The following is a 25,360-nucleotide window of genomic DNA, read 5'->3' on the forward strand; positions in this document are numbered from 1 at the left end:
GCAGAGTCGTGGCTGTCGAAACCGGGGCGGTCTGGGTGGAAACCGTTCGCCATACATCTTGCCAAAGTTGTGCCGCCAGTAAGGGGTGTGGCCATGCGCTTCTTGATGGTCAGAGGGCTGGTGCCCGGGCGACCGTGCGGGCGTTGAGTCCGGATACTTTTCGTGTCGATGACCTGGTTGTGGTCGGCATTCCTGAAGGTTTGTTGATGCGTGGTGCGGTGCTGGTTTACCTGGTGCCCTTACTTCTGTTGTTTGCCGGCGCGTTAATCGGCGAGCAGTTCGCAGTCACTTTTGCTGATCCTGCTGCGGTAGGAGGACTGCTAGGTTTGGCTGGCGGTTTTCTGATTAATCGCTGGTACAGTGTTCGGCATCGTCGTGATCCGGCGATGCACCCTCAGGTGTTGCGCCGTCAGGCCAGCAGCCCCCTTTCCTGTGTGCAGTTGCGTGATCCGATCTGAATTTTCGCGGAGGAAGCTAATGCGTGTTGTCCTGTTTTTCGTTTTATATTTGATGGCCGGTTGTCAGCCGCAGGCCAGTACTCTTCCTGATTTCACCCAGTTGGTTGAAGACAATGCGCCGGCGGTAGTCAATATCAGTACTGAGCAGAAGGTTAAGTCGGCCAGACCTCAGATACCTGAAATGTTCCGACGTTTCTTTGATGGTATGGAGGATCAATTGCCCATGCCGGAATCCGAGGGTGAATCACTGGGCTCTGGATTCCTGATTTCCGCCGATGGGTTCATATTGACGAATCATCATGTGGTGGCGGACGCCAGCCGCATTATTGTGCGGCTGCAGGATGGTAGCGAGAAGGAAGCGACTCTGGTCGGTTCTGACCCTCGCAGTGATTTGGCCCTGTTGCAGATTGACGGTAAAGATCTGCCAAGTGTGAAAATCGGCTCTTCAAAAAACCTCAAAGTAGGAGAGTGGGTGTTGGCCATTGGCGCACCATTTGGCTTCGAGAGTACCGTGACTGCCGGTATTGTCAGTGCCAAGGGACGCAGCCTGCCGAGCGAGAACTATGTGCCGTTTATTCAGACTGATGTCGCTATCAATCCAGGTAATAGTGGCGGCCCGCTGTTTAATCTGGAGGGCGAGGTAATTGGCATCAACTCGCAAATAGTCAGTCGTAATGGCGGCTTTATGGGCCTGTCCTTTGCTATCCCCATTGATATGGCGATGGAAGTGGTTGCCCAACTCAAAGATAAGGGACGGGTAAGTCGTGGCTGGCTAGGTGTGCTGATCCAGCCGGTGGACCGTGAGCTGGCACAGTCCTTTGGTCTGGAAAAGCCGGCGGGTGCTCTGGTTAGTCAGGTTATGGCTGGCTCTCCCGCGGAAAAGGCCGGCTTCCAGGTTGGTGACGTGGTGGTCGAGTTCAATGGCCAGGAGATTGGCCATTCCGGCCAACTGCCTCAGGTGGTTGGCTTGCTGGCACCCGGAACCCGGGCTGAGGCTGTTGTGGTGCGTGATGGCAAGCGTAAGACCCTCAAAGTCACCGTTGAAGAGTTGCCGGAGGACCTTGCCGGCCAGCCTGCATCCAACCCGAAGGCACCTGGCGCTTCTACCCTTGGCCTCAGTGTGGAGGCAATGTCCGAAGAACAGCTGACAGCACTTGGGCTGGAACACGGAGTTCAGGTGGTCGAGGTTGCCGAGGGCGCTGCGCTCAAGGCTGGAATCCGCCGCGGTGACGTGCTGGTCAGCCTGAATAACCAGCCGCTCAAGAACCCCCAGGCACTGGCCAGCGTGGTTGCTGACCTGCCAGAGGGCGCGGTGGTGCCGGTTTTGCTGCACCGTGATGGCAGCCCAAGATTTCTTGCTCTCAGGCTGGATTGAGTGACTCCGCTGGATTGGTGCCCGAGATAGCGCCAATCCAGCATCCAGCCGTCAGCCATGGGGCGACAGGCCCCTGTGCAATCCGCTAGAATCGGCGGCCTCATTCCTCTGGTAGTTCTCTGTTGTGACCGACATCAGCCATATACGAAATTTCTCCATCATCGCCCACATCGACCATGGAAAATCGACTCTCGCAGATCGGTTTATTCAGCTTTGTGGTGGTTTGAGCAACCGCGAAATGTCTGCTCAGGTGCTTGATTCCATGGATATCGAGCGTGAGCGGGGTATCACCATCAAGGCGCAGAGCGTTACCTTGATGTACAAGGCGCGCAATGGTGAGGAATATCAGCTTAACTTTATCGACACACCAGGGCATGTGGACTTTTCCTATGAGGTATCCCGCTCTTTGTCCGCCTGCGAAGGTGCGCTGCTGGTTGTCGATGCCGCTCAGGGCGTTGAGGCCCAGTCGGTAGCAAACTGCTACACCGCCATCGAGCAGGACCTTGAAGTGCTGCCGGTGTTGAACAAGGTCGATTTACCGCAGGCCGAGCCAGACCGTGTTTGTGATGAGATCGAGGAAATTATTGGCCTTGATGCCCATGACGCCTGTCGAGTCAGTGCCAAGACCGGGGTCGGTATTGAAGATCTGCTTGAGCAGCTGGTTGAGCGCATTCCGGCACCGAAAGGTGATCGTGAGAGCAAGTTTCAGGCGCTGATTATTGACTCGTGGTTCGATAATTATCTGGGGGTCGTGTCACTGGTAAGAGTGATGGATGGTCGCCTGAAGAAAGGTGACAAGATTCTGGTCAAATCCACCGGGCAGACTCATGTGGTGGATGCGCTCGGGGTATTTACGCCCAAGCGTACCGATCGCCCGGCACTGGAAGCTGGTGAAGTGGGCTGGATATCCGCCAGTATCAAAAATATTCATGGTGCCCCGGTGGGCGATACCCTGACCCATGCGAAAACACCTGAGGTTCCGGCTCTGCCGGGCTTCAAGCGAGTCAAGCCACAGGTCTATGCCGGGATGTTCCCGGTCAACTCTGATGTCTATGAGGACTTCCGCGACGCTCTGGCAAAGCTATCCCTGAACGATGCATCATTGTTCTATGAGCCAGAAACTTCCGATGCCCTTGGCTTCGGCTTCCGGGTGGGCTTTCTTGGCATGCTGCATATGGAGATTATTCAGGAGCGGCTTGAGCGGGAATATGACCTCGACTTGATCACCACCGCACCGACGGTGGTTTATGAGCTGCAGCTAAATGATGGCTCCATGCTGTATGTGGATAACCCGTCGAAGTTACCGGAAACAAACAAGGTGGCAGAGTTCCGTGAGCCGATTGCGCGGGTCAATATTCTGGTGCCGCAGGAATACCTCGGTAATGTTATTACGTTGTGCATCGAGCGCCGTGGTGTTCAGAAGAATCTGCAGTATATGGGCAAGCAGGTTCAGCTGACCTATGACATTCCCCTGGCGGAAGTGGTGTTGGACTTCTTTGATAGACTGAAGTCGACCAGCCGCGGCTACGCTTCACTGGATTACGCGTTCGATCGGTTTGAGGCTGCTCGTCTGGTGCGTGTTGATGTGCTTATCAATGGCGACAGGGTTGATGCCTTGGCTATTATCTGCCATGCCGATCAGGCGCTTTATCGCGGTCGTGTGCTGACCGAAAAGATGAAGGAGTTGGTGCCGCGGCAGATGTTCGACGTGGCGATTCAGGCGTCGATAGGCGCAAAGATTATCGCTCGGCAGACCGTCAAGGCGTTGCGTAAAAATGTACTCGCCAAGTGTTATGGCGGTGATGTTAGCCGTAAGAAGAAGCTTCTTGAGAAGCAAAAGGAAGGCAAAAAGCGCATGAAGCAGGTAGGAAATGTTGAGATTCCGCAGTCTGCGTTCCTTGCAGTTCTGAAGGTTGATTGAGTATGGATATTGATATTGGTTTCTGGCTCACCGTTATTGTTCTGCTGAGCGTTGCATTGTGGGTTGCTGACCGTGTGCTGAAGATTACCCCGACCTCTATGCAGCAAAAGGGGCAGTCTGAACAGGCTGGAGTTGAGCGAGCTGCCTCCAGCTATCCGCGTCCTGTGGTGGAGCTTGTCGAGTTTTTTAACTCCATACTGCCGGTGCTGTTAGTGGTTCTGGTGGTTCGGTCCTTCCTGTTTGAGCCGTTTACCATTCCGTCCGGGTCCATGTTGCCAACACTCAAGGTGCATGATTTTATTTTAGTGAATAAGTTTGCCTATGGGGTTCGATTACCGGCAATCCACACCAAGATACTGGAAACAGGCACGCCTGAGCGCGGTGATGTCATGGTGTTCCGTTATCCAGAGATGCCCTCACAGAGCTATATCAAGCGTGTGGTTGGTTTGCCCGGAGACCGGATAAGGATTCGAGGCGCTGAGCTTTTCATAAATGACGTCAAGGTAGAGCGTCGGCTGGTTTCCCGGTCAGACAGCCAGCGAGGTCAGGAGTCGGTCTATGTTGAGTCGCTGGGCGAGGCAGAGCATCTTATTCGTCATGACTGGCTTCTGAATCCATATACCGGGCAGTTGGTCAGTCGCTCTCCAGAGGGAGAGTGGCAGGTACCGGATGGCAGCTATTTCGTAATGGGTGATAATCGGGATAATAGCAAGGACAGTCGTTTCTGGGGATTTGTCCCGGAAAGTCATGTGGCTGGAGAGGCGGTGCTGATCTGGATGCATTGGCCGTCGTTGCTTTCGATTCCGGATTTTTCCCGCAATGGTGCGATTGATAAGGTGGAGAAAAAACAATGAAAACAATTACTCTTCCGTCAAAGATGCGTGGTGTTTCCATGGTCGGCTGGTTGCTGATTGGAGCAGTGGTGGTGGTTTTCGGTTCTGCTGGAATGAAGACGATTCCTGCATACCTGGAGTTCAACACTATTAAGGGGGCCATCGTCAGCATCCTGCAGGATTCCAAAGTATCGTTAAAATCGGAAAGTGAGCTGCGTGGTGAGCTTGATAAGCGATTTATGATCAACAATGTCAAAGCGATCACTGTCTCTGAAGTCGGGTTTGTGAAAGATGCTGGTGGTGTCAGTGCCATTGTTGACTATGAGGTCCGCGAGAACCTGTTTGGTAATTTGGACTTGGCGATGACATTCTCGGGTAAGTTTAATAAAGACGGTCGCCAGTGAGTGTAGATCTGGAGAGGTTGGAGGATCGCCTTGGACACCGGTTCTCCAATCGTGATTTGTTGACTTTGGCGCTGACCCATCGCAGTGCAAGCCGTCGTCAGAATAACGAGAGACTCGAGTTTCTCGGAGATTCCCTGCTTAGTGAGTTCATCTCTGTAGCCTTGTTTAAAATGCACCCGGCCGCCACTGAAGGGCAGCTGACGCGCATGCGTGCGTCGCTGGTTCGCGGTGTCACGCTGGCCGAGCTTGGCAGTGAGCTTGGGGTGGGAAATTGTTTGGCATTGGGTGGTGGTGAGCTAAAAAGTGGTGGCTTTCGCCGCGAGTCTATTCTTGCGGATGCGGTCGAAGCACTGATTGGTGCGATCTATCTGGATGCCGGGCAGCGGGCCTGCGAGCAATGTGTGCTGCATTGGTTTGCTGGACGGCTCGCTGAGGTGTCCCCGGACTCTGCTGATAAGGATCCGAAAACGGCGCTGCAGGAGTGGTTGCAGGGTCGCCAACTGCCGTTACCGGAGTATCAGGTGCTGGAGGTGCATGGTCAGGCGCCGAAACAGCAGTTTGATGTTGAATGTCGGTTGCAAGAGGGCGACAAAGCGTTTGTGGCCACCGGCGCTAGCCGGCGTAAGGCCGAGCAGGCCGCAGCCCGTGCCGCAATGAGCTGGCTGGAGCAACAACATGGCAGATGAGACAGTCCAACGGTGTGGAATGGTGGCCATTGTCGGTCGTCCAAATGTGGGCAAATCCACTTTGATGAACCATCTTTTGGGGCAAAAGGTGAGCATTACCTCACGCAAGCCTCAGACTACCCGTCATCGTATTCATGGAATTCTTACCCGGGACGACTATCAGATAATTTTTGCCGATACGCCAGGCATTCATAGTGGTGAGGAGCGGGCTCTCAACCGTTATATGAATCAGGCAGCCCTGTCTGCACTAGGTGGCGTTGATGTGGTCTGTTTTATGGTCGACGGTATGAAGTGGACGCCGGCCGATGAGCATGTTCTGAAACTGCTGCCTACCGATGGTACGCCGGTGATTCTACTCATTAATAAGGTAGACAAGCTGGATGATAAGGAGGTGCTATTGCCACACATCCAGCAGCTCTGCGCTGAGCGTCACTTCGACGAAGTTATTCCGGTGTCAGCACTGCAAGGGCATAATCTGGATGCTCTGGAGCAGGCATTGGCCAAGCGCTTGCCTGAGGCTCCCTTCTGGTTTGAAGAGGATCAGATTACTGACCGTAGTGTCCGCTTCATGGTCGCTGAAATTATCCGCGAAAAAGTTGTTCGGCAGCTCGGCGACGAGGTGCCGCATCAAGTGACTGTCGAAATCGAAATGTGGCAGGATGGACCTAAAGTCACCGAAATTGCTGCCTGTATTTTGGTCGAGAGACCTGGTCAAAAGCGTATCCTGATCGGTGCCGGCGGTGAGCGAATCAAGAGTATCGGCACTCAGGCTCGAATCGATATCGAACGGTTGGTTGAACGGAAGGTGATGCTTAACCTTTGGGTTAAGGTGCGTTCGGGCTGGTCCGATGATCTGCGAGCCTTGCGATCTCTGGGCTATGGCGACCTCTGAGAAGTTTGCTCCGTTTCTTTGCTGGGTGCTGCACAGGCGCCCATATCGCAATACCAGCGTGATTGTAGACCTGCTTAGTGCCGACAGCGGCCGCGTTGCCGCCATAGCCCGTGGCGGACAGCGGCAGCCTTTGCTGCAGCCTTTTCGGCCGCTATGGGTCGAGTGGCGCGGCCGCGGTGAGCTGCGCAGTCTTGGTGCCATAGAGCCCGCTGGTGTTGCTTTTGCCTTGCAGGGAGAGGCGCTTTACTGCGGTCTGTATCTGAATGAAATGCTGGTGCGTTTGCTGCATCGTGATGATGCTCACCCTGAACTGCAGGAAGTCTATGCGGCAACGCTGGCGGCATTGGCGGCCAAAGAGCTTCCGGTAGATATCATTCTGCGGCATTTCGAACTGCGCCTGCTGGATTTAATTGGCTATGGCCTGTCTCTGGATCAGGATGCCAATGGCCAGCCATTGCTTTCCGGTTTACGTTACAGGCTGTCGCCGGGGCAGGGGCTGCTGCTGGATGTTTCTGGGCCGTTCTCTGGAGAAATTCTCAACGACATTGCCGCTGGCCACTGGCATGATGAAGCCCGTCGGCTGGCCCGGGACCTGATGCGTGAAGCGCTGTCGCCGCATCTGGGAGGTCGGCCTTTGGTCAGCAGAAGTCTTTTTCGTAACGCCGGTAAAGGAGCATCGTAATGCAGCGGGTTTATCTTGGCGTCAATATTGATCATGTGGCGACATTGCGGCAAGCCCGCGGTAGCCGTTATCCAGAGCCGGTTCAGGCTGCTCTGCTGGCGGAGCAGGCGGGCGCTGATGGCATTACTGTTCACTTGCGCGAGGACCGCCGACATATTCAGGATCGCGATGTTGAGCTGCTGATGCAGACTTGCCAGACGCGGGTGAATCTGGAGATGGCGGCGACTGCCGAAATGATCGCCATTGCTACCAGGCTGCGTCCTCCACACTGCTGTCTGGTACCGGAAAAGCGGGCCGAATTGACAACTGAAGGTGGCCTTGATGTGGTTTCCAACGAATCACAGCTGCGCGATGCTTGCTCGCGGCTCAATGACGCGGGCATTGAAGTGTCTCTTTTTATTGATGCCGATGGTCGACAGATTGAGGCTGCCCAGCGCTGTGGTGCTGCTGCTATTGAGATACACACCGGTGTCTATGCAGATGCCGAGGAAGAAGCCATACGGCAGCGTGAGTTGCAGCGTATTCGTCGTGCCGTTGAGCAGGGGCGCGCTGCCGGTTTGGTAGTCAATGCTGGCCATGGTCTGCACTACCATAACACTATAGAAATCGCTGCTATCCCCGGAATTAATGAGCTGAATATAGGCCATAGCATTATTGCCAGAGCGGTGCTCACTGGCCTACACGAAGCCGTGCAGAGTATGCGCGCTGTGGTCGATCAGGGCGCAGCGCTGGCGTCATGATAACCGGTATAGGTACTGATATTGTTCAGTTAAGCAGGATAGCTTCAGCGCTTGCTCGTCGCGGTGATTCGTTGGCGCGCCGGCTGTTGGCGGATAGTGAGTGGCAGCGTTACCAGACCCACTCGGACCCGGTGCGCTTTCTTGGTAAACGTTTCGCTGCCAAGGAGGCAGCCTTGAAAGCACTGGGCACTGGTCTTCGCCAAGGTATTCGCTGGCATGACGTTGCTGTCACCAATGATGGGAACGGCAAGCCGTCACTGACTTTCTCAGGCGTTGCGGGGAAAATTATGGTCGCCAATCGTTGCCACCTGTCGATTAGCGACGAGCAGGATTACGCGCTGGCATTTGTCATTATTGAAAGCGAATCCTGACTCGACAGGACATTCATTTCCTCTAGTAAAGCACCCAGAGCCTGATGGATTTCTTGATCCGTGGCATGGTGTTTCAGAAGTGTCTCCAAAGCTCCGGCACAATACTCAAGTTTTGGAGTGCCGCAGTACCTCGTAGCACCATGCAGCCGGTGGACTTGCTCCAGTAGTTGCTGGCGATCCGTCATTTTTCCCAGTTCGGCAAGATCAGCTGCCTCCTGCGGAAGTTGAGCGAACAGGCGGCTATGCATGTCTTCCACCAGATCTTTTTTGCCTGCGCAGCGTTGCAGTGCCAGTGTCAGGTCAAGACTGAGTAGCCTATTCTCCTCCGTGGAGCTGTTTTCTGCTTGCGAGTCTGTTGTTTTAATTGTTGTATTTGCATTAGTCCAACGCTGCAGAATATGGCTAAGGTGCTTCTCATTAAGGGGCTTGGTCAGATAGTCATCCATTCCTGATCGCAGCAGTTGCTGTTGTTCACTGGCAAGCGCATGGGCAGTAAGAGCGATAATCGGGACATGCTTGCCACTGGTTTCCTGAAGGCGAATCTGGCGGGTGGTTTCGATGCCATCCATGCCGGGCATCTGGATATCCATGAAGACGATATCAAAGGGTTGTTCGGCAAATGTTTTTACGGCTTCACTACCGCTGCTGCAGGGCCGCACCTCAACGCCCAATTCTGACAGAAACACTTCCGCCAGTTTCAGGTTGCCTTCATGGTCATCCACCACCAGGGCCCGGATGTGATTAAATCGTTGCTCGGGGTAGCGGCTTTCCTCGTCCGCTTTGCTCTCGCCACACACTTCCAGCATGGCGTCATAGAGGCGCATTCGAGTGGCAGGTTTGCCAAGTAGGCGATAACGCCCCGGGCTACCCTGCAGCTGTTTCTGCAGGCGGTCTGCATGAGCAGTGAGAATGACCAGTCTGGCATCTTGTCGCAGCAGGGACTCAAGTTGGCGGGCCAGACCATCATCCGGGGCGGATGCTGCAGGGATGCCGATTATCACCAGATTATTGCGCCCTGGCACAAGCTGCAGGGTATCGGCACTTTGCGACTCGCTGATTTTCATGCCCCAGTCGGCCAGCATGTGATGCAAGCCTAAACGGGCATGTTCATCAGCTTCGATGAGTGTCACCTGCTGGTCGCGAAAGGCACGGAATGAGTCGTTACTATCTTGTTCATCAATTTCCGCTTTAAGAGTAAACCAGAAGGTAGAGCCTTTTCCCCAGATGGACTCGAGGCCGATTTCACCTCCCATTTCCTGGGCCAGACGCTTGGAGATCGCCAGACCAAGTCCGGTGCCGCCAGCCTGCCGCGTCACGCTTTGATCCGCCTGTGTGAAGGCATTGAAAAGATCTCGCTGCATCACCTCGGTCAGGCCTGATCCGGTATCAGTGACGGTAATTTTAATGGTTGCAGTATGGTTGCGTTCTTCTTCAAGCATGGCGCGAACTACCACTGAACCCTGGTCGGTGAATTTTATCGCGTTGTTGATCAGGTTGATCAGAACCTGCCGGATGCGCAGGGAGTCCCCAAGTATTCGGCTGGGCAGGTCGCTGTAGATAATGGCTGCCTGTTCAATACCTTTTTCCTGAGCTAATGGCGCCAGCATGGTCTGCACTTCCTCGATCAGGTCATGCAAGCTGAGAGGGGCCTGTTCCAGGCTCAGTTTGCCAGCTTCGATTTTGGAAAAGTCGAGGATGTCGTTGATGATTGCTAGCAGCGACTCCGAAGATTTGCGGATGGTATTCATGTAATCGCGCTGCCGAGGGTTCAGCCCCGAGCGTAGCAATAGTCTGGTGAAGCCGATAATACCGTTGAGCGGGGTACGGATTTCATGGCTCATATTGGCAAGAAACTCAGACTTGATCTGGCTGGCTTTGAGGGCTTCCTTACGCGCCATGTCCAGCTCGATGTTCTGAATCTCGATGGTTTCCAGGGTTTCGCGCAAATCCTCCGTTGCCTGATCGACGTTGTGTTGCAGCTCGGTTTGCGCATCTTCCAGTGATCTGGCCATGGTGTTCAGGGCGTCACGCAACTGGGCCAGCTCGCCGGGTGCTCGGGTCTGAATGCGGGTATCCAGGCGTCCATCACGAATCTGGCCAATGCCGTTGATCAGGGCCTGTAATGGTGCGGTGACCGAGCGGCTTAGTCGGGCAGTGGCCAGCAAGGCCAGCAACACCATAAGTACCCCGCCAGCCAGCAGTGCCAGCAAGGTCTGCAGAATCTCGATCTGCTGTCGCTGATTGGAGAACTCTACCACCAGAACCCGGCCATCTGCGGAAACGAGAGAGCGCCATAACCAGCTCTCGCCGGTGTAGCTGACGCCAGTGTTGCCGGTGTGATCCTGAGGCAGGTCATGCATCCGTGGACCCACATGCAGCGACCGCGTTTGCTGTGGGTGGTGTAGTGTCGCGGCACGGACATCCGGTTCATTGAGAATGGCCCGTAGAACCAGCTCCTGCTCGCCCGGATGGTCTGCTGGCACAGCGCTGAGCTGGGCACGATAGCTGTCCACCACTAGCCGCTGCAGGCTCTGACTGTGGCTTTCGATGTCGCTAACCCGGCTGAACAGTACATAGCTGCCCATAGCAATCACTGCCAGCAGTGCTGGCAGGGCAGATATAAACTGGATACGGCTGCGCAGACTTTGTTCCACGGAGGCTCTTTCCTGCTATCGACGCTGGCATTATGCGGTCACCTTGGACCCGGTGCCAGTCGGGCCGGGGACAGGTACAATCCGCTTCCATGAGCATACTTACGATCGAACAGACAGTTGGGAATACCCCTCTGGTGCGCCTCAAACGCCTGCCGGGGGATACCAGCAATACTCTACTGGTCAAGCTGGAGGGCAATAATCCCGCCGGCTCAGTCAAGGACCGTCCGGCCCTTAATATGATCCGCAGAGCCGAGGAGCGTGGCGAGATCCGTCCCGGCGATGTGTTGATTGAGGCAACCAGCGGCAATACCGGTATCGCTTTGGCGATGGCTGCGGCTATGCGCGGTTACCGAATGAAGCTGATCATGCCAGCCAATCAGAGTCAGGAGCGCAAGGACGCCATGCGTGCCTATGGCGCTGAGTTGATCGAAGTGACCCAGCAGCAGGGCATGGAGGGAGCCCGTGATCTGGCACAGACCATGGCGGCAAGAGGCGAGGGTCGGGTATTGGACCAGTTTGCCAACCCGGATAACCCGCTGGCGCACTATGAAACCACCGGGCCTGAAATTTGGCGCGATACCGACGGCAAGATCACTCACTTTGTTAGTTCCATGGGGACCACCGGCACCATCATGGGAGTGTCGAAATATTTGAAAGAGAAAAACCCGGCCGTGCAGATCATTGGCTTGCAGCCTACTGATGGTTCCCAGATTCCCGGCATCAGACGTTGGCCACAGGAGTATCTGCCGTCCATTTTTGATGCAAGCCGTGTCGATCAGGTTATGGACATGGATCAGGCAACAGCTGAGTCGACCATGCGCCGTCTGGCGCGGGAGGAGGGCATTTTCTGCGGTGTCTCTTCCGGTGGCTCGGTTGCCGGAGCGCTGCGCTTGAGCGCCAGCCTGAGCAATGCGGTGATCGTTGCCATCGTTTGTGATCGTGGCGACCGTTATCTTTCGACGGGTGTCTTTAACGGCGCCTGACATTTTTTGAGCACTTCGCTGGCGCGAAGATAGCGCCCCGTGCAGTGATCCCCATGGAGATTTCATGAACGTTCTGGTATTCGATATTGAAACCATCCCTGATCTGGAGGGTGGTCGTCGCATCTATGACCTTGATGGGTTGGATGATAAAGATACCGCTAGTGCCCTGTTCAATATTCGTCGGCAGGAAACCGGCAATGAGTTTCTTCGCCTGCATTTACAGAGGATCGTTGCTATCTCAGTGGTGCTGCGCTCCGCCAAAGGGGTCAAAGTATGGTCTTTAGGGGATGAAACAAGTACCGAGAAAGAGCTGATTGAGCGCTTTTTCGAGGGCATGGAAAAGTTTTCGCCACAACTGGTTAGCTGGAACGGTGGTGGTTTTGATCTACCTGTACTGCACTACCGGGCACTGCGCCATGGCGTCAGTGCGCCGCGCTACTGGGAAACCGGTGAAAATGACACCAGCTTTCGCTACAACAATTACTTGAGTCGGTACCACACCCGCCATCTGGACTTGATGGACATGTTGGCGCTGTACAATGCACGGGCTAACGCGCCGCTGGATCAGATTGCTACTTTGCTTGGCTTCCCGGGGAAAATGGGCATGAGCGGTGGCCGCGTGTTTGATGAATTCCAGGCAGGTAATCTGAAAGGTATTCGCGACTACTGTGAAACAGATGTGCTCAACACCTGGTTGGTATTTCTACGTTTTCAACTGATGCGCGGCCATTTGGATGAGACTGGATATGAAAATGAAACAGCGCTCCTTCGCGATTGGCTGAAAGCAGAGAACCAACCCCACTTTACTGAGTTTCTTGCGGTCTGGCCGGAGAACGTCTGATGCCCCGTCGTAAACCTTTACCACCTTCCCGTGAGCTAGTGGTTGAAACCCTTAGCCATGATGGCCGGGGCATTGCGCGACCGGACGGCAAGACCACCTTCATTGACGGTGCGTTACCTGGCGAAACCGTGCTATGCAAGTACACCATGCAGCGCGGCAAGTTTGATGAGGCGCGCACGCTGGAGGTCAAAGTTGCCTCCGAGCACCGGGTTACGCCACCCTGCAGCCATGCGGATCGTTGTGGCGGTTGTAGTCTGCAACACCTGGATAGTGATGAGCAGGTGCACCTGAAGCAGAGCATGCTGGAAGAGCAATTGCGTCATTTCGGCGGGCTGGCACCACAGCGCTGGCTTGAGCCATTGCGTGGCCCGGTGACTGGCTACCGCAGTAAGGCACGGTTAGGTGTCAAATACGTCGAGGCCCGCGAGCAGGTATTAGTGGGCTTTCGGGAAAAGCGGAACAGTTTTATTGCTGCGCTGGATCAATGTTCCGTACTGGTCCCATCTGTGGGCAAGTCGCTTCGGGTGTTGGCGGAGCTGATGGCCACTCTCGATGGTAAACGGCGTATCCCGCAGATCGAAGTGGCTGCTGGCGATGAAGACGTGGCCCTGATCTTTCGTCATCTTGACCCTCTTTCCGGGGCTGATCAGGACAAGTTGGTTGGATTTTGCCAGTCGCGAGGCTGGCACTGTTATCTGCAGCCGGGTAATGAGCAGTCGGTACACCGGGTATGGCCTACCGATGGCGAACAGCGTCTGACCTATGAGCACCCCTCTGCAGACCTTGAAATGGCGTTTCATCCTACTGACTTCACCCAAGTGAACGGAGAAATCAATCGGGCCATGGTGCCACTGGCATTAGAATTGCTTGATGTTCAAGCAGAGCACCGGGTACTCGACCTGTTTTGCGGGCTGGGCAATTTCACTCTTCCGCTGGCCCGTCGAGCGGCCCATGTCAGCGGCGTTGAAGGAAGTCAGGCCATGGTTGAGCGAGGCTATGAAAATGCCCGGCGCAACAGTTTGTCGAATGTGGATTTCTATGCTTTTGATTTGACCAAGGATGTTGCCGGGCAGAGTTGGGCCACCGCCCGCTATGACCGGGTGCTGGTCGATCCGCCACGCACAGGTGCGTTAGAGATGATGCCTGTTCTGGCAAAAACAGGAGCACAGAAAGTGGTTTATGTGTCCTGTAATCCGGCAACCCTGGCGAGGGATGCCGGTGAGTTGGTGAAACACGGTTACCGGTTGGTGGCAGCGGGGGTCATGGATATGTTCCCGCATACCACCCATGTTGAATCCATTGCCCTGTTTGAGCGCTGATGGTTACGGTACGACGTCAACAGCAGGCCCATGAGGCCGATCTTGATGGCAGCTTTGATCAGTGGCTCGATCGGGTCAGTGAAGCCTGCCATGTGCCAGACCGGGATTTGTTTGCCCGGGCCTGCGAGCGTGCCCGGCAGAGTGAGGATGCAGGCGAGCGTGCGGGGCGGATCTGGCCCTATGTGATTGGTTGTTATCGTATTGGCCTGCAGATGGTGGATATTCTGGCCGAGCTGCGTGCCGATGGCGCCATGTTGCCGGCCGCGGTGTTGTACCGGTCCGTTCGCGAGGGTCATATTTCCCTGCTTGAGGTGGAGCGGGAGTTCGGCACCGAAACAGCCACCCTGATTGAGGGCGTGCTGCGTATGGCCGCCATCGGTGCTGTGCTCAACCCAACTCGCAAGGCAGTGCTGGGGCAGCATGATGGTCAGTTAGATAATGTTCGTAAGATGTTGGTGGCGATGGTCGATGACGTCCGCGTTGCCATGCTTAAGCTGGCTGAGCGGACGGTTATTATCCGAGCGGTCAAGAATGCGGACGAGGATCGCCGCCAGAAAGTCGCGCGCGAAGTGTTTGACATCTACGCGCCGCTAGCCCATCGCCTCGGTGTCGGCCAGCTCAAGTGGGAGCTGGAGGATCTTTCGTTTCGTTACCTGCAGCCCGGTGCCTATAAGAAAATTGCCAAGCTGCTTGATGAGAAGCGACTGGACCGGGAAACCTATATCGATAGTGTGTTGGCGCAATTAAAAGCCCAGCTGGAAAAGTTTGGTATTGAAAATGCCGAGGTGCAGGGCAGGGCCAAGCACATCTATAGCATCTGGCGAAAAATGCAAAAAAAGCATCTCGATTTCTACGAGGTGTATGACGTGCGTGCCGTGCGCATCATGGTCGAGAGTTTGCGTGACTGTTATGCCGCTCTTGGTGTGGTGCACTCGCTTTGGCAGCACGTACCGAAGGAGTTTGATGATTACATCGCCAACCCCAAGGAAAACGGATACCAAAGCCTGCATACCGCGGTGGTGGGGCCTGAGCGAAAGATGCTGGAAGTGCAGATCCGCACCTTCGATATGCATGACGATGCTGAGTTGGGTGTCTGTGCCCATTGGCGCTACAAAGAAGGAAGTAAGCGGGACAAGCGCGGCGCGGACTACGAGCATAAAATTGCCTGGTTGCGTCAGGTGCTGGAGTGGCATGACGAACTCGGGGAGTCTGGCCTCGATAACGTAGTAGCGGACTTGCGCGGTAATGAGGGCGGTCAGCGCATCTATGTGTTTACCCCGGAAGGGCATGTTCTGGATATGGAAGCTGGCTCTACGCCAGTGGACTTTGCCTATCAGGTACACACTGAAGTGGGGCACCGGTGCCGCGGAGCCAAGGTTAATGGCCATATCGTGCCGCTTAACTATGAATTGAAAACCGGCGAGCAGATTGAAATTCTGACAGCCAAGGAAGGGGGGCCAAGTCGTGATTGGCTGACGCCCTCTTTGGGTTATATCAAGACAGCTTCAGCACGGGCCCGGATACATCAGTGGTTCAAGCGTCAGGATCGTGGCTCCCATATTGTTCAGGGCCGGCAGATTCTGGATAAGGAGCTATCCCGTCTGGCGCTGGGCAAAGTGGATCTGCAAAAGCTTGCTCCGGAATTGAACCTGAAAACCGGTGAAGATGTGTTGGCGGCACTTGGCGCCGGTGATCTGGGTATTACTCAGGTGGTCAATCAGGCTCAGGAGCTGTTTAGCACTGACCAGCGTCAGCATGACCTGTTTGTGCCAGCAAAATCCCGCGCAAGCGGTGAGGCTGACATTACCATTCAGGGCGTGGGTAATCTGATGACCCATATTGCAGCCTGTTGCCAGCCGGTGCCTGGCGATCAGGTGATGGGCTATATCACTCAGGGCCGTGGCGTGACTGTGCACAGGGCAAACTGCGCCAACCTGTTGTCGATGCAGGCAGAGGATCCCGAGCGAGTGATAGAAGTCAGCTGGGGGCAAGCCGACCGGATTTACTATCCGGTGGATGTGTTTGTCCGGGCATGGGATCGTCAGGGACTGCTGCGGGATCTGCTGTCGGTGCTGGCCAATGAGCGGGTTAACGTTACCGCAGCGCATACCGAGTCACACCCGCACGACAATACTGCCACCATGCTACTGACGATGGAGATTTCCACGCTGGGTAATCTGGGGAAGGTGCTGGCCAAGCTGGATCAACTGCCGGGTGTGCTGGAAGTGCGGCGCTACAAGAAGTAGGGTTTCGGGAGCCTTTCATGTCTGCAATTGATGAGCTGCTTACTATTATGGCGACCCTGCGCGACCCAGAGCGCGGCTGTGCCTGGGATGTGAAGCAGAACTTTGACAGCATCGCCCCTTACACCATTGAGGAAGCCTTTGAAGTGGCCCAGGCGATTGCCGAGCGTGACTGGCCGGAGCTGCGTGAGGAGCTGGGCGATCTGTTGCTGCAGGTGGTATTTCATTCGCGCATGGCAGAGGAGCAGGCGCTGTTCTGTTTTGCCGATGTGGTGGCCACCTTGAATGACAAGTTAGTGCGTCGCCACCCCCATGTCTTCGGTGAAACCGCGACTCGTGATGTTGCCGAAATCAAACAGGCCTGGGAACAGATCAAGCAGTCTGAGAGAGCCAGCAAGGGACGGCACCATATCAGTGCGCTTGATGGGGTGCCTGAGGGACTGCCGGCATTACAGCGTGCTGCCAAGATCCAGAAGAAGGCAGCGGTGGTGGGCTTTGACTGGCCAGATGCGGCTGCGGTTTTGCCGCAAGTGCAGTCCGAACTGGATGAGCTTGCCGAGGCGATGATGGCTGATGACCGAGCACATATTGAAGAGGAGCTGGGCGACCTGTTGTTCAGCGTGGTTAACCTTGCTCGCAAGCTGAAGCTCGATCCTGACCTGACCCTGCGCCGCGCCAGCGACAAGTTCAGTCGGCGCTTTCGGCATATGGAGGGGCTGGCGGATCTTGCCAGTCTTGATAGTGAAGAGCTGGAAGATCTGTGGCGCCGGGCCAAGGCTCACCTGTCGGATATCTGACCCGCCTCAAATAGTTCCTTATTTCCTCGTGTGTCACATAAACTTCACATTGGTGAAACTTTGCCGTCATTCGTCCTCCGCATACTGCGCCTCAGCAGTCAGGAACTGGTGATAGAGGTTCCGCCAACACTGTTACCTGCATATAACGTTGCCTGAATTAGGAGAAGTTCGAATGAACAAGAAGCTGCTTGCCATCGCCGTAGGTGCTGCTGTTGCATTTCCCGCCGTTGCTTTGGCCGAAGGCCCGACTGTATACGGCAAGATGAACATCACGCTGGAAATGAACACCGTTGATCCAGCCCCGGCTGCCCCGGATAATGACAGCGCTTGGGTACTGGACAGCAACTCGTCACGCCTTGGTGTCAAGGGTGACTACGATCTCGAAGTCGGCGGTCTGTCCGCTATTTATCAGGCTGAGTTCGGCATGAACGTTGACGATGGTGCGGGTCCATTCAGCCAAAGAAACATCTTTGCTGGCCTGAAAGGCGGCTTCGGTACGATCAAGGCTGGTAAGTTCGACACCCCAATGAAGACTTCCCAGGGCAAAGTTGACCAGTTTAACGATCTGGACGGTGACATTTCCTCGTTCATGACCGGTGACGAACGGGCCAACAACATCGTGCAATATACTTCTCCGAAGTTGGCAGATGCGATTACCATCAATGCTGCTTTCATTCCGAACGAAGATCAAAGTGACTTCGATGGTAACGGTGAAAATGAAAACGGCCTGACCGACACTATCTCCGTGTCCGTAGTGTATGAAACCGATTCTTTGTACGCCGCGCTCGCTCAGGATATTGACAACGACTATGAAGGTCTGGATGCAGACCCGAGCGTTGGCCCGATCGATATCACCCGCCTGACCGGTGCTTATAAGATCGACGCGTTGGAACTGGGCGCAATTTACCAAATGGCGGAAGATACCGAGAGCAACGGTAAAGAAACCTCCATTCTGGTTAGTGGTGCTTTCAAAATGGATCGCGTCAAGCTGAAGCTTCAGTATGGTATGACCGACGGCGACCAGTCTGACGAAGAGCTGACCTCACTGTCTTTCGGGGCTGACTACAAGCTGGCCAAGGCGAGCAAGGTTTTTGCTTACTACACGGTTAATCAGGCAGACCTGGCCGATACCGAAGAAACCTTCCTGGCAGTGGGCCTCGAGCACAAGTTCTGAGTTAAGCCCCAAAACTTGGCAGCAAGGATGCTGCCTGTGCCATGGGATGTCCTTGGCACCCCCTCATGGGCCCGCGTAGCGGGCCTTTTTTGTGTCATTTTCCACCTACTAATTTCGCCTTATTATGGTGCGGTTTCCGGTCTGTAATGGTGCATATTGTGACAATTGCACCAAAACAGGTCTTTTCATGTTCAAGTTATCGTCATATATTCGACACACCGATGAAATAAGACGTCGGTTCGAACGTTCGATGACAACATATGGAACAGGGAGATCTCAGAATGAAAAAGACCTATCTTGCAGCGGCCATCGCAGCAGCATTCTCCGTTGCCGGTGCTGCTCAGGCACAGGACTATCAGATGGAAGCCGGGCTGAACTACTTCGATGATGGCAATACCGTCAGCGATATGGCCGTAGACTTCACCTATCACATCGACACGGTAACCACCGCAGATCGTCCTCTGGCGGAGGCCGCATTTTTGGGTCGCAACAGCAATATTTCGGCGTTCTATTACACCCCGGATGATGACACCCTTGAAGACACCATGGGACTGGGTGTTGAGTGGTGGTTCGAAGACATCTACGCTGCGGCCGATGTCAGCGACAATGACGGCGACAAGGACATGACTCTCCGCTTGGGCTATATGCTGCAAGATGGCTTCCTTATCTATGCCGGCTACAACGATGACGATGCGGCAGCTTTGAGCACTATCCTGCTTGGTACCAAGTACGTTGCCGATAGTCTTAACGTAGAAGTGGAAGTGAGCCAGTCCGACGACGTGAATGATACCGTTGCTGTTAGCGCGTTGGCTGATTACTACATCAACAACAGCTTCAGCGTTGGTGCTTCCGTAGATAAGGCAGAGCGTGGTGCTAGCACCTTTGGTGTTCAGTCTCGCTACTTCTTTACCCCGGTATTTAGTGGTGAAGTTGGCTATGAGAAGACCGAAAGCAATCCAGATGATCTGATCTCTGCTCGTGTGGCTTATCGCTTCTGATTGTTCCAGTTAAAAAAAATGCCCGCGAAAGCGGGCATTTTTTTGTCTGCGTGGCAGCCGCTCTAGGCCTGATAACGGCGCAAAACAAGGGTTGCGTTGGTGCCACCAAAGCCAAAGCTATTAGACATTACCGTATTCACAGTGGCGTCGCGGCTTTTAGTAACCACCGGGCAGCCTTCTGCCTCCGGGTCCAGATTGGCGACATTGGCGGAGCCTGCAATAAAACCGTTTTGTATCATCAGCAGCGAGTAAATTGCCTCCTGGACACCGGCGGCGCCAAGCGAATGTCCGGACAGCGATTTAGTGGAGCTGAACGGCGGAATGTTGCTGCCGAACACTTCACGAATGGCTCGTAGTTCGGCCACATCACCCACTGGTGTGCTAGTGCCGTGGGTGTTGATGTAATCGATTGGCGTATCCACGGTGGCCATGGCCTGACGCATGCAGCGCGCCGCACCTTCACCACTGGGGGCGACCATATCATGGCCGTCCGAGGTGGCGCCGTAGCCGACGATCTCGGCGAGAATATTAGCGCCACGAGCCTTGGCGTGTTCCAGCTCTTCCACCACAAGCATGCCGCCGCCACCGGCTATGACAAAGCCGTCCCGGTCAGCGTCATAGGCGCGGGAAGCCTTTTCCGGGGTGTCGTTGTACTTGCTTGACAGGGCGCCCATGGCATCGAAAAGGATGCTCAGTGTCCAGTGTTCTTCTTCGCCGCCACCGGCAAATACGATGTCCTGTTTGCCAAGCTGAATCAGCTCCATGGCATTGCCGATACAATGAGCGCTGGTAGCACAGGCAGAGGCAATTGAGTAGTTCACGCCCTTGATCTTGAACGGTGTCGCCAAACAGGCGGAAACCGTGCTCGCCATAACCCGCGGCACCATGTAGGGGCCCACCCGTTTAACACCTTTTTCACGGGCGATATCGGCGGCCTCAACCTGATTCATGGAAGAGTGACCACCCGAGCCGGCGATCAAGCCAGTACGTTCGTTGCTGACCTGCTCGGGGCTGAGCCCGGCGTTACGAATGGCCTCATCCATAGCAACATAGGCAAATGCTGCAGAGTCGCCCATAAAGCGGCGGGCCTTGCGGTCAATGCGCTCGTCCAGATCAATAGTCGGTATACCGGCTACCTGACTGCGCATACCGATCTCTTTGTAGGGTTCACGGAAACGAATGCCAGAGATGCTCTCTTTGAGGGCGCGGGTTACGCTGTCAGCGTCATTGCCGAGGCACGAAACGATGCCGAAACCAGTGATTACTACTCTGCGCATGGAGCTACTCCGTCAGAATCCGTCAGTGGAGGTGAACAGGCCTACCCGCAGGTCTTCGGCATGATAGATGTCACGGCCGTCGACGCTGACCCGGCCATCAGCAATGCCAAGGATCAGGCCGCGGGCGACGATGCGTTTGATGTCGAGGTGATAGGTAAGTTTCTTTGCGGTGGGCAGTACCTGACCACTGAATTTTACCCCGCCAACGCCCAGGGCACGTCCGCGTCCCGGATGGCCCAACCAGCCCAAGTGGAAGCCGACCAGTTGCCACAGGGCATCCAGGCCCAGGCAGCCCGGCATTACCGGGTCGCTTTCGAAGTGGCACTGGAAAAACCAAAGGTCAGCAGCGATATCCAGTTCAGCAATAATCTCACCCTTGCCATACTTGCCGCCCTCGCGGCTAATGTGCGTGATGCGGTCCATCATCAGCATGTTTGGCAGTGGTAAACGCGCGTTGTTTGGCCCAAAAAGCTCGCCATGGCCGCATGCCAGTAATTCATCTTTGGTGTAGGAGGACTGTCGTTGGTTGGTCACTAAGGTATCCAGATCGGGGAATTCGGCGGCCATCATAGCAAAGGCCCGTACGGTCGCGGCAATTATAGGCATTACCAATTGTGACAAGCCCAACAAGTCGGCAGCGTCGGCCCACTGTGTCGGGGCTCAATGTTGAGCAGCTTTTATTACAGCTCAGTGACCGGTGCGTCGCTTCCGGGCTTGCATTGAGGCGGCACCTTGACCATCCTAAGGCCCCTCGAAAGTCCCGGAGAATCCCTTGGTCGCTGAATTGGGCCACTTCTGTCTCTGGCTTGCGCTTGCGCTTGCTGTTCTTCAATCCTTTGTGCCGGTCTACGGCTATACCACTGGTAAACCCTGGATGCTGGCGGTTGCTCGCCCAGCGGCCATGTTGCAGTGGCTATTGTTGACGGTTGGTTTGCTGGCGTTGGCTTGGGCATTCTATAGCCACGACTTCAGCATCAGCTATGTGGCGGGTCACTCTAATAGCAAGCTTCCCCTTGGCTACCGGATTTCAGCGATCTGGGGTGGCCACGAGGGTTCGTTGTTGCTCTGGGTTTGGATTCTCTCGCTATGGGGCCTGCTGGTGTCGCTGCTGCGCGGCGCCGTGCCGAAAGATATTCACGCGCTGGTTTTAGCGGTCATGGGTATGATCGGCATCGGGTTCCTGTGCTTTATGCTATTTACCTCCAACCCGTTTGACCGAAATCTTCCCTGGTTCCCCCTCGATGGTGGTGACCTGAATCCCTTGCTGCAGGATCCGGGGCTGATTATTCATCCGCCGATGCTGTACACCGGCTACGTAGGTTTTTCTGTTGCCTTTGCCTTTGCCATCGCCGGGTTGATCGCTGGCAAGCTGGACCCGGCTTGGGCGCGCTGGGCGCGGCCATGGACCACCGTTGCCTGGGCCTTCCTCAGTATCGGTATTGCGCTGGGTTCGTGGTGGGCCTACTACGAATTGGGCTGGGGCGGCTGGTGGTTCTGGGATCCGGTAGAGAACGCATCGCTGATGCCATGGCTTTGCGGTACGGCCCTGATTCACTCTCTTGCGGTTACTGAAAAGCGGGGCCTGTTCCGGGCCTGGACCGTGTTACTGGCGATCACCGCATTCTCCCTGTGCCTGCTTGGTACTTTTCTGGTGCGCTCCGGGGTGCTGACCTCTGTCCATTCATTTGCCAATGACCCTGCACGCGGTGCATTTATTCTGGCTTTTCTGGTTATTGTTGTAGGTGGTTCGCTGGCGTTGTTTGCGGTACGTGCACCGGTGCTGCGCCATCGTGCAGGGTTTGAGTTCCTGTCCCGCGACAGTTTCTTGTTAGCCAATAACCTGATTCTGCTGACGGCTACCTTTGTGGTGCTGATGGGGACCTTGTTTCCCCTGCTTGGCGAAGCTCTGGATATTAAAATTTCTGTTCGGGCGCCTTACTTCAACGCATTTTTTGTACCGCTGACCATGGTGCTGATGATGTTGCTGGTCCCGGGCATGTCCAGCAACTGGAAAAAGCAGGAAGGCCGTGCATTACTCAAACGACTGTTGTGGTTGGTGCCGGTGAGCATTGTACTGGGAGTGGTCTTGGTCGCGATCAGTGGCGGTGAGCTGCCGTTTGTTGCTGTGCTGGCAGTGGTGCTGGTGGTTTATGTGCTGCTTGCACATATCGTTGACTGGGCACAAAAAGCACTTGCATTCCGCAGCGGCCTGTTTGCCGGTGCACGGCGTTTGCCTCGAGCCTATTACGGTATGGTGCTTGGCCATATTGGTTTGGCAATTATTGTAGCCGGTGTCACACAAGTGAGCTTCCGCGAGTCAGAGCGTGATCTGCGTATGCTCCCTGGGGATGTGGCGACTGTGGCCGGTTATGAATTTACCTTTGCTCAAGTGGTCGATCGGGCTGGACCGAATTTCAACGCAGTTCGTGGCATTGTTCCGGTCACATCCAATGGTCGACTGGTAACCACGCTGCATCCGGAAAAGCGTACTTATTTGGCCAGTGGTCAGGTCATGACTGAGGCGGCCATTCACTCCAATTTGTGGCGTGATCTTTATGTCGCGTTGGGCGAACCGATTGATGATACGGCCTGGGCTGTGCGTATTTATTACAAGCCTGGTATCGGCTGGTTGTGGATCGGATCTTTATTACTCGGCATCGGTGGCCTTTTGGCAGCGACGGACCGCCGCTATCGCTCGCGTAAACAGGAGGAAACCGATGCAGTCGCGTAAAGGCCTGTGGATGTTTCTGCCGCTGCTTGCCTTTCTGGGGTTGGCTGTTCTTCTGGCGTCAGGTCTGGGCCGTGATACGGAGGAGCTGCCCACTGCGCTTGCCGGCAAGCCGCTGCCGGAAATGCAGCTGCCGTCACTGATGCGTCGTGGCACCGAGGTTAGTAATGAACTGTTTATTGGCCACTGGACGCTGCTGAATGTCTGGGCCACATGGTGTCCCACCTGCTATGTCGAACATCCTTATCTCATCAAGCTTGCCGAGCAGGGCATCCGTATTGTCGGCCTGAACTACAAGGATGAGCCTGACAAGGCCCGTGAATATCTGGCCTCGCTGGGCAATCCGTATATGGAAGTGGCTGTTGATGAGAGTGGTCGCTATGGAATTGATCTCGGGGTGTACGGTGCTCCGGAAACCTTTGTTATTGATCCTCAAGGGGAAGTGGTGCTGCGCTATGTCGGTGAACTGAATGACCGATCCTGGCAGCAGCGCTTTGCCCCGGTGTGGGAACAGGAGGCGCAGTGATGAAGCGGTTGTTGCTGCTTGTTTTATTTTGTTGGCCACTGGCATCAGGGGCAGTGGAAGATATCTACCAGTTTGATTCCGCTGCAGACGAACATCGTTTCCGAGAACTATTGGTGCAGCTGCGTTGCCCGAAGTGCCAGAATCAGGCGATTGCAGATTCTGATGCGCCAATTTCTCAGGATATGCGCGAGCAGGTTGCCAGCATGATTCGTGATGGCCGCAGTAACGAGCAAATAGTCGATTACTTTGTCGAGCGCTACGGTGATTTCGTCAACTATGAGCCGCCGCTGACACCGCAGACCCTGATTCTCTGGCTAGGGCCTATGCTGGCCATGCTTGGAGGTGCCTTGCTGGTTGGGCTGCAAATGCGCCGGGCCCGACGTATCGCCCGTGGTGAGGATGTGCTGTGATGCTCTATCTGCTTATAGGCTTGACCAGTGTGGTGGTGGCCATCCTGTTATGGGTGCTTTGGCGCCATGAGGCCAGGCAGCAGGCTGTGACCATTGCCATGCCGGCCATCTCTCTAACGGCCGCGGTGATGGCTGTCGGTGCTCTTCTATATATCGGGGTTGGCCTTAACAAGGACACTGATCGATGGCTGTCAGACTGGCGCGAATATCGCGAGTTTGCTCGTCAGGTGGTGGCAGGGGAGCCGGATCCACAGTTGGCAGCGAATGTGCCGTTACAGTCCCTCGCTCGAGTGTTGCAGCGGCAGTTGCACCTTACGCCATCGGCAGAGGGCTGGTATGTGTTGGCGTTGGTCTATGCAGAAATGGAGGCCCCCAAGGTCGCGGTAACGGCGGCTAGAAAGGCCGTGGAGCTGGCTGGTGACGAACTCGACCCGCGCTTGTTGCTGGCGCGCAGTCTGATTGAACAGAACGGCGGCAAGCTGGATGCGGAGGCCAGCGCGATTCTGGATGATGTTCTCCGTAGTCACCCTGACCATGATGGCGCCTTAACGTTGTTGGCCTCTGCTGCCATGCAAAGTCGTGACTATGCTCGGGCATTACCGGCCTGGCAGGCATTGCTAAACCGTCATGGCGAGGGTGAGGCAAGGCCACTGCTGGAAAAAATGGTGGCAGACGCTCAACGCCAGCTGCAGTCACAGCTTTATTATCAGGGTATTACTGTCACGGTGGATGCTGATGTCCGGGTACAGGCCGGAGGAACCCTGTTTGTGTTCCTGCGCCGCCCGGGTGACGTGGGTCAGCCTTTGGCCGCTGTGAGGGTGTTGGCGGATGGCTTCCCGATGACTGTCTCTGTGTTGCCAGAGAATTGGCTACAGGAGATGCCGACCCCTGGGACCCAGCTGGAGGCGGGGGCCCGTTACAGCGATCGTGCTAGCGCTGGTATCGAGGGGGCAGTAGAGAGCGCAGAAAGGGTGGCGCTAACTGGCGAGGCAGGCCAGCTTGCTGCCCGGCTAAACCTTTCAGCAGTCAGTAAGTAAGAATATAGCAT

24 protein-coding genes are annotated in these 25,360 nt (G+C 55.3%); 21 read left to right on the forward strand and 3 right to left on the reverse strand.

Features of this window, described 5'->3' with window-relative positions:
* The first annotated feature begins 8 nt into the window (after nt 1-8).
* The 10 genes from J1C54_RS02100 to acpS all read left to right on the forward strand — a co-directional run bounded on the left by J1C54_RS02100 (nt 9) and on the right by acpS (nt 8,362).
* The gene (locus tag J1C54_RS02100; RefSeq protein WP_229144175.1) at nt 9-458 is read left to right on the forward strand and encodes a SoxR reducing system RseC family protein; all 450 of its coding nucleotides are present in this window, start codon (nt 9-11) and stop codon (nt 456-458) included.
* A 19-nt stretch (nt 459-477) separates the two neighbouring features.
* Entirely contained in the window at nt 478-1,833 is a 1,356-nt protein-coding gene (locus tag J1C54_RS02105; protein WP_229144176.1) for a DegQ family serine endoprotease, read from the forward strand.
* A gap of 124 nt (nt 1,834-1,957) precedes the next feature.
* On the forward strand, nt 1,958-3,754 hold the full coding sequence (lepA, locus tag J1C54_RS02110; protein WP_229144177.1) for a translation elongation factor 4: 1,797 nt from the start codon (nt 1,958-1,960) through the stop codon (nt 3,752-3,754).
* Between the two features lie 2 nt (nt 3,755-3,756).
* Nucleotides 3,757-4,608 (forward strand): signal peptidase I, encoded by an 852-nt coding sequence (gene lepB, locus J1C54_RS02115; protein ID WP_229144178.1) that lies wholly within the window; start codon nt 3,757-3,759, stop codon nt 4,606-4,608.
* On the forward strand, nt 4,605-4,991 hold the full coding sequence (locus J1C54_RS02120) for a DUF4845 domain-containing protein (protein ID WP_229144179.1): 387 nt from the start codon (nt 4,605-4,607) through the stop codon (nt 4,989-4,991). The genes lepB and J1C54_RS02120 overlap by 4 nt, the downstream gene beginning before the upstream one ends.
* Complete coding sequence (rnc, locus tag J1C54_RS02125; protein ID WP_229144180.1) at nt 4,988-5,677, forward strand: ribonuclease III; 690 nt, start codon at nt 4,988-4,990, stop codon at nt 5,675-5,677. The genes J1C54_RS02120 and rnc overlap by 4 nt, the downstream gene beginning before the upstream one ends.
* Nucleotides 5,667-6,569, forward strand: coding sequence for a GTPase Era (era, locus tag J1C54_RS02130; protein ID WP_229144181.1), 903 nt, complete (start codon nt 5,667-5,669; stop codon nt 6,567-6,569). The genes rnc and era overlap by 11 nt, the downstream gene beginning before the upstream one ends.
* On the forward strand, nt 6,556-7,251 hold the full coding sequence (gene recO / locus J1C54_RS02135) for a DNA repair protein RecO (protein ID WP_229144182.1): 696 nt from the start codon (nt 6,556-6,558) through the stop codon (nt 7,249-7,251). Before era ends, recO begins: the two co-directional genes overlap by 14 nt.
* Complete coding sequence (pdxJ, locus tag J1C54_RS02140; protein WP_229144183.1) at nt 7,251-7,991, forward strand: pyridoxine 5'-phosphate synthase; 741 nt, start codon at nt 7,251-7,253, stop codon at nt 7,989-7,991. The genes recO and pdxJ overlap by 1 nt, the downstream gene beginning before the upstream one ends.
* Complete coding sequence (acpS, locus tag J1C54_RS02145; protein WP_229144184.1) at nt 7,988-8,362, forward strand: holo-ACP synthase; 375 nt, start codon at nt 7,988-7,990, stop codon at nt 8,360-8,362. Before pdxJ ends, acpS begins: the two co-directional genes overlap by 4 nt.
* On the opposite strand, the gene J1C54_RS02150 is transcribed toward acpS, so the two are convergent.
* Nucleotides 8,323-11,016, reverse strand: coding sequence for a response regulator (locus tag J1C54_RS02150; protein WP_229144185.1), 2,694 nt, complete (start codon nt 11,014-11,016; stop codon nt 8,323-8,325). The genes acpS and J1C54_RS02150 overlap by 40 nt on opposite strands.
* 89 nt (nt 11,017-11,105) lie before the next feature.
* Here J1C54_RS02150 and cysM point away from each other — a divergent pair, with 89 nt between their 5' ends.
* The 7 genes from cysM (at nt 11,106) to J1C54_RS02185 (ending at nt 19,371) form a co-directional block, all read left to right on the forward strand.
* The gene (cysM, locus tag J1C54_RS02155; protein WP_229144186.1) at nt 11,106-11,999 is read left to right on the forward strand and encodes a cysteine synthase CysM; all 894 of its coding nucleotides are present in this window, start codon (nt 11,106-11,108) and stop codon (nt 11,997-11,999) included.
* 64 nt (nt 12,000-12,063) lie between these two features.
* A complete protein-coding gene (locus tag J1C54_RS02160; protein WP_229144187.1) occupies nt 12,064-12,840 on the forward strand; it encodes a 3'-5' exonuclease in 777 nt (258 codons plus the stop codon).
* On the forward strand, nt 12,837-14,159 hold the full coding sequence (rlmD, locus tag J1C54_RS02165; protein WP_229144333.1) for a 23S rRNA (uracil(1939)-C(5))-methyltransferase RlmD: 1,323 nt from the start codon (nt 12,837-12,839) through the stop codon (nt 14,157-14,159). Before J1C54_RS02160 ends, rlmD begins: the two co-directional genes overlap by 4 nt.
* On the forward strand, nt 14,159-16,405 hold the full coding sequence (relA, locus tag J1C54_RS02170; RefSeq protein WP_229144188.1) for a GTP diphosphokinase: 2,247 nt from the start codon (nt 14,159-14,161) through the stop codon (nt 16,403-16,405). Before rlmD ends, relA begins: the two co-directional genes overlap by 1 nt.
* Nucleotides 16,406-16,422: 17 nt before the next feature.
* Nucleotides 16,423-17,199: a nucleoside triphosphate pyrophosphohydrolase gene (mazG, locus tag J1C54_RS02175; RefSeq protein ID WP_229144189.1), complete on the forward strand. Its 777-nt coding sequence runs from the start codon at nt 16,423-16,425 to the stop codon at nt 17,197-17,199.
* A 172-nt stretch (nt 17,200-17,371) separates the two neighbouring features.
* Nucleotides 17,372-18,373: a porin gene (locus J1C54_RS02180; RefSeq protein ID WP_229144190.1), complete on the forward strand. Its 1,002-nt coding sequence runs from the start codon at nt 17,372-17,374 to the stop codon at nt 18,371-18,373.
* A gap of 281 nt (nt 18,374-18,654) precedes the next feature.
* Nucleotides 18,655-19,371: a putative porin gene (locus J1C54_RS02185; RefSeq protein WP_229144191.1), complete on the forward strand. Its 717-nt coding sequence runs from the start codon at nt 18,655-18,657 to the stop codon at nt 19,369-19,371.
* A 62-nt stretch (nt 19,372-19,433) separates the two neighbouring features.
* Here the strand turns inward: J1C54_RS02185 and fabB are convergent, their stop codons facing one another.
* Both fabB and fabA read right to left on the reverse strand, forming a co-directional pair.
* Complete coding sequence (fabB, locus tag J1C54_RS02190) at nt 19,434-20,648, reverse strand: beta-ketoacyl-ACP synthase I (RefSeq protein WP_229144192.1); 1,215 nt, start codon at nt 20,646-20,648, stop codon at nt 19,434-19,436.
* 12 nt (nt 20,649-20,660) lie between these two features.
* On the reverse strand, nt 20,661-21,215 hold the full coding sequence (gene fabA, locus J1C54_RS02195; protein ID WP_229144334.1) for a 3-hydroxyacyl-[acyl-carrier-protein] dehydratase FabA: 555 nt from the start codon (nt 21,213-21,215) through the stop codon (nt 20,661-20,663).
* A 205-nt stretch (nt 21,216-21,420) separates the two neighbouring features.
* On the opposite strand from fabA, the gene J1C54_RS02200 reads away from it, so the two are divergent.
* The 4 genes from J1C54_RS02200 to J1C54_RS02215 are packed head-to-tail and all read left to right on the forward strand — an operon-like array spanning nt 21,421 to nt 25,349.
* Nucleotides 21,421-23,379 (forward strand): heme lyase CcmF/NrfE family subunit, encoded by a 1,959-nt coding sequence (locus J1C54_RS02200; protein WP_229144193.1) that lies wholly within the window; start codon nt 21,421-21,423, stop codon nt 23,377-23,379.
* Complete coding sequence (locus J1C54_RS02205; protein ID WP_229144194.1) at nt 23,366-23,902, forward strand: DsbE family thiol:disulfide interchange protein; 537 nt, start codon at nt 23,366-23,368, stop codon at nt 23,900-23,902. Before J1C54_RS02200 ends, J1C54_RS02205 begins: the two co-directional genes overlap by 14 nt.
* The gene (locus J1C54_RS02210) at nt 23,902-24,312 is read left to right on the forward strand and encodes a cytochrome c-type biogenesis protein (protein WP_229144195.1); all 411 of its coding nucleotides are present in this window, start codon (nt 23,902-23,904) and stop codon (nt 24,310-24,312) included. The genes J1C54_RS02205 and J1C54_RS02210 overlap by 1 nt, the downstream gene beginning before the upstream one ends.
* On the forward strand, nt 24,312-25,349 hold the full coding sequence (locus tag J1C54_RS02215) for a cytochrome C biogenesis protein (protein ID WP_229144196.1): 1,038 nt from the start codon (nt 24,312-24,314) through the stop codon (nt 25,347-25,349). The genes J1C54_RS02210 and J1C54_RS02215 overlap by 1 nt, the downstream gene beginning before the upstream one ends.
* The last annotated feature ends 11 nt before the right edge of the window (nt 25,350-25,360 follow it).

The sequence above is a fragment of the Alcanivorax sp. 1008 genome (genome assembly GCF_020667895.1).
GTDB lineage: Bacteria > Pseudomonadota > Gammaproteobacteria > Pseudomonadales > Alcanivoracaceae > PGZG01.

Excerpts from the sequence above, each read along its gene's own strand:
- J1C54_RS02105 (WP_229144176.1), top strand. The coding sequence starts at position 478 with ATGCGTGTTGTCCTGTTTTTCGTTTTATATTTGATGGCCGGTTGTCAG.
- lepB (WP_229144178.1), top strand. The coding sequence starts at position 3,757 with ATGGATATTGATATTGGTTTCTGGCTCACCGTTATTGTTCTGCTGAGC.
- J1C54_RS02120 (WP_229144179.1), top strand. The coding sequence starts at position 4,605 with ATGAAAACAATTACTCTTCCGTCAAAGATGCGTGGTGTTTCCATGGTC.
- era (WP_229144181.1), top strand. The coding sequence starts at position 5,667 with ATGGCAGATGAGACAGTCCAACGGTGTGGAATGGTGGCCATTGTCGGT.
- recO (WP_229144182.1), top strand. The coding sequence starts at position 6,556 with ATGGCGACCTCTGAGAAGTTTGCTCCGTTTCTTTGCTGGGTGCTGCAC.
- pdxJ (WP_229144183.1), top strand. The coding sequence starts at position 7,251 with ATGCAGCGGGTTTATCTTGGCGTCAATATTGATCATGTGGCGACATTG.
- acpS (WP_229144184.1), top strand. The coding sequence starts at position 7,988 with ATGATAACCGGTATAGGTACTGATATTGTTCAGTTAAGCAGGATAGCT.
- cysM (WP_229144186.1), top strand. The coding sequence starts at position 11,106 with ATGAGCATACTTACGATCGAACAGACAGTTGGGAATACCCCTCTGGTG.
- J1C54_RS02160 (WP_229144187.1), top strand. The coding sequence starts at position 12,064 with ATGAACGTTCTGGTATTCGATATTGAAACCATCCCTGATCTGGAGGGT.
- relA (WP_229144188.1), top strand. The coding sequence starts at position 14,159 with ATGGTTACGGTACGACGTCAACAGCAGGCCCATGAGGCCGATCTTGAT.
- mazG (WP_229144189.1), top strand. The coding sequence starts at position 16,423 with ATGTCTGCAATTGATGAGCTGCTTACTATTATGGCGACCCTGCGCGAC.
- J1C54_RS02180 (WP_229144190.1), top strand. The coding sequence starts at position 17,372 with ATGAACAAGAAGCTGCTTGCCATCGCCGTAGGTGCTGCTGTTGCATTT.
- J1C54_RS02185 (WP_229144191.1), top strand. The coding sequence starts at position 18,655 with ATGAAAAAGACCTATCTTGCAGCGGCCATCGCAGCAGCATTCTCCGTT.
- fabB (WP_229144192.1), bottom strand. The coding sequence starts at position 20,648 with ATGCGCAGAGTAGTAATCACTGGTTTCGGCATCGTTTCGTGCCTCGGC.
- fabA (WP_229144334.1), bottom strand. The coding sequence starts at position 21,215 with ATGGCCGCCGAATTCCCCGATCTGGATACCTTAGTGACCAACCAACGA.
- J1C54_RS02205 (WP_229144194.1), top strand. The coding sequence starts at position 23,366 with ATGCAGTCGCGTAAAGGCCTGTGGATGTTTCTGCCGCTGCTTGCCTTT.
- J1C54_RS02210 (WP_229144195.1), top strand. The coding sequence starts at position 23,902 with ATGAAGCGGTTGTTGCTGCTTGTTTTATTTTGTTGGCCACTGGCATCA.
- J1C54_RS02215 (WP_229144196.1), top strand. The coding sequence starts at position 24,312 with ATGCTCTATCTGCTTATAGGCTTGACCAGTGTGGTGGTGGCCATCCTG.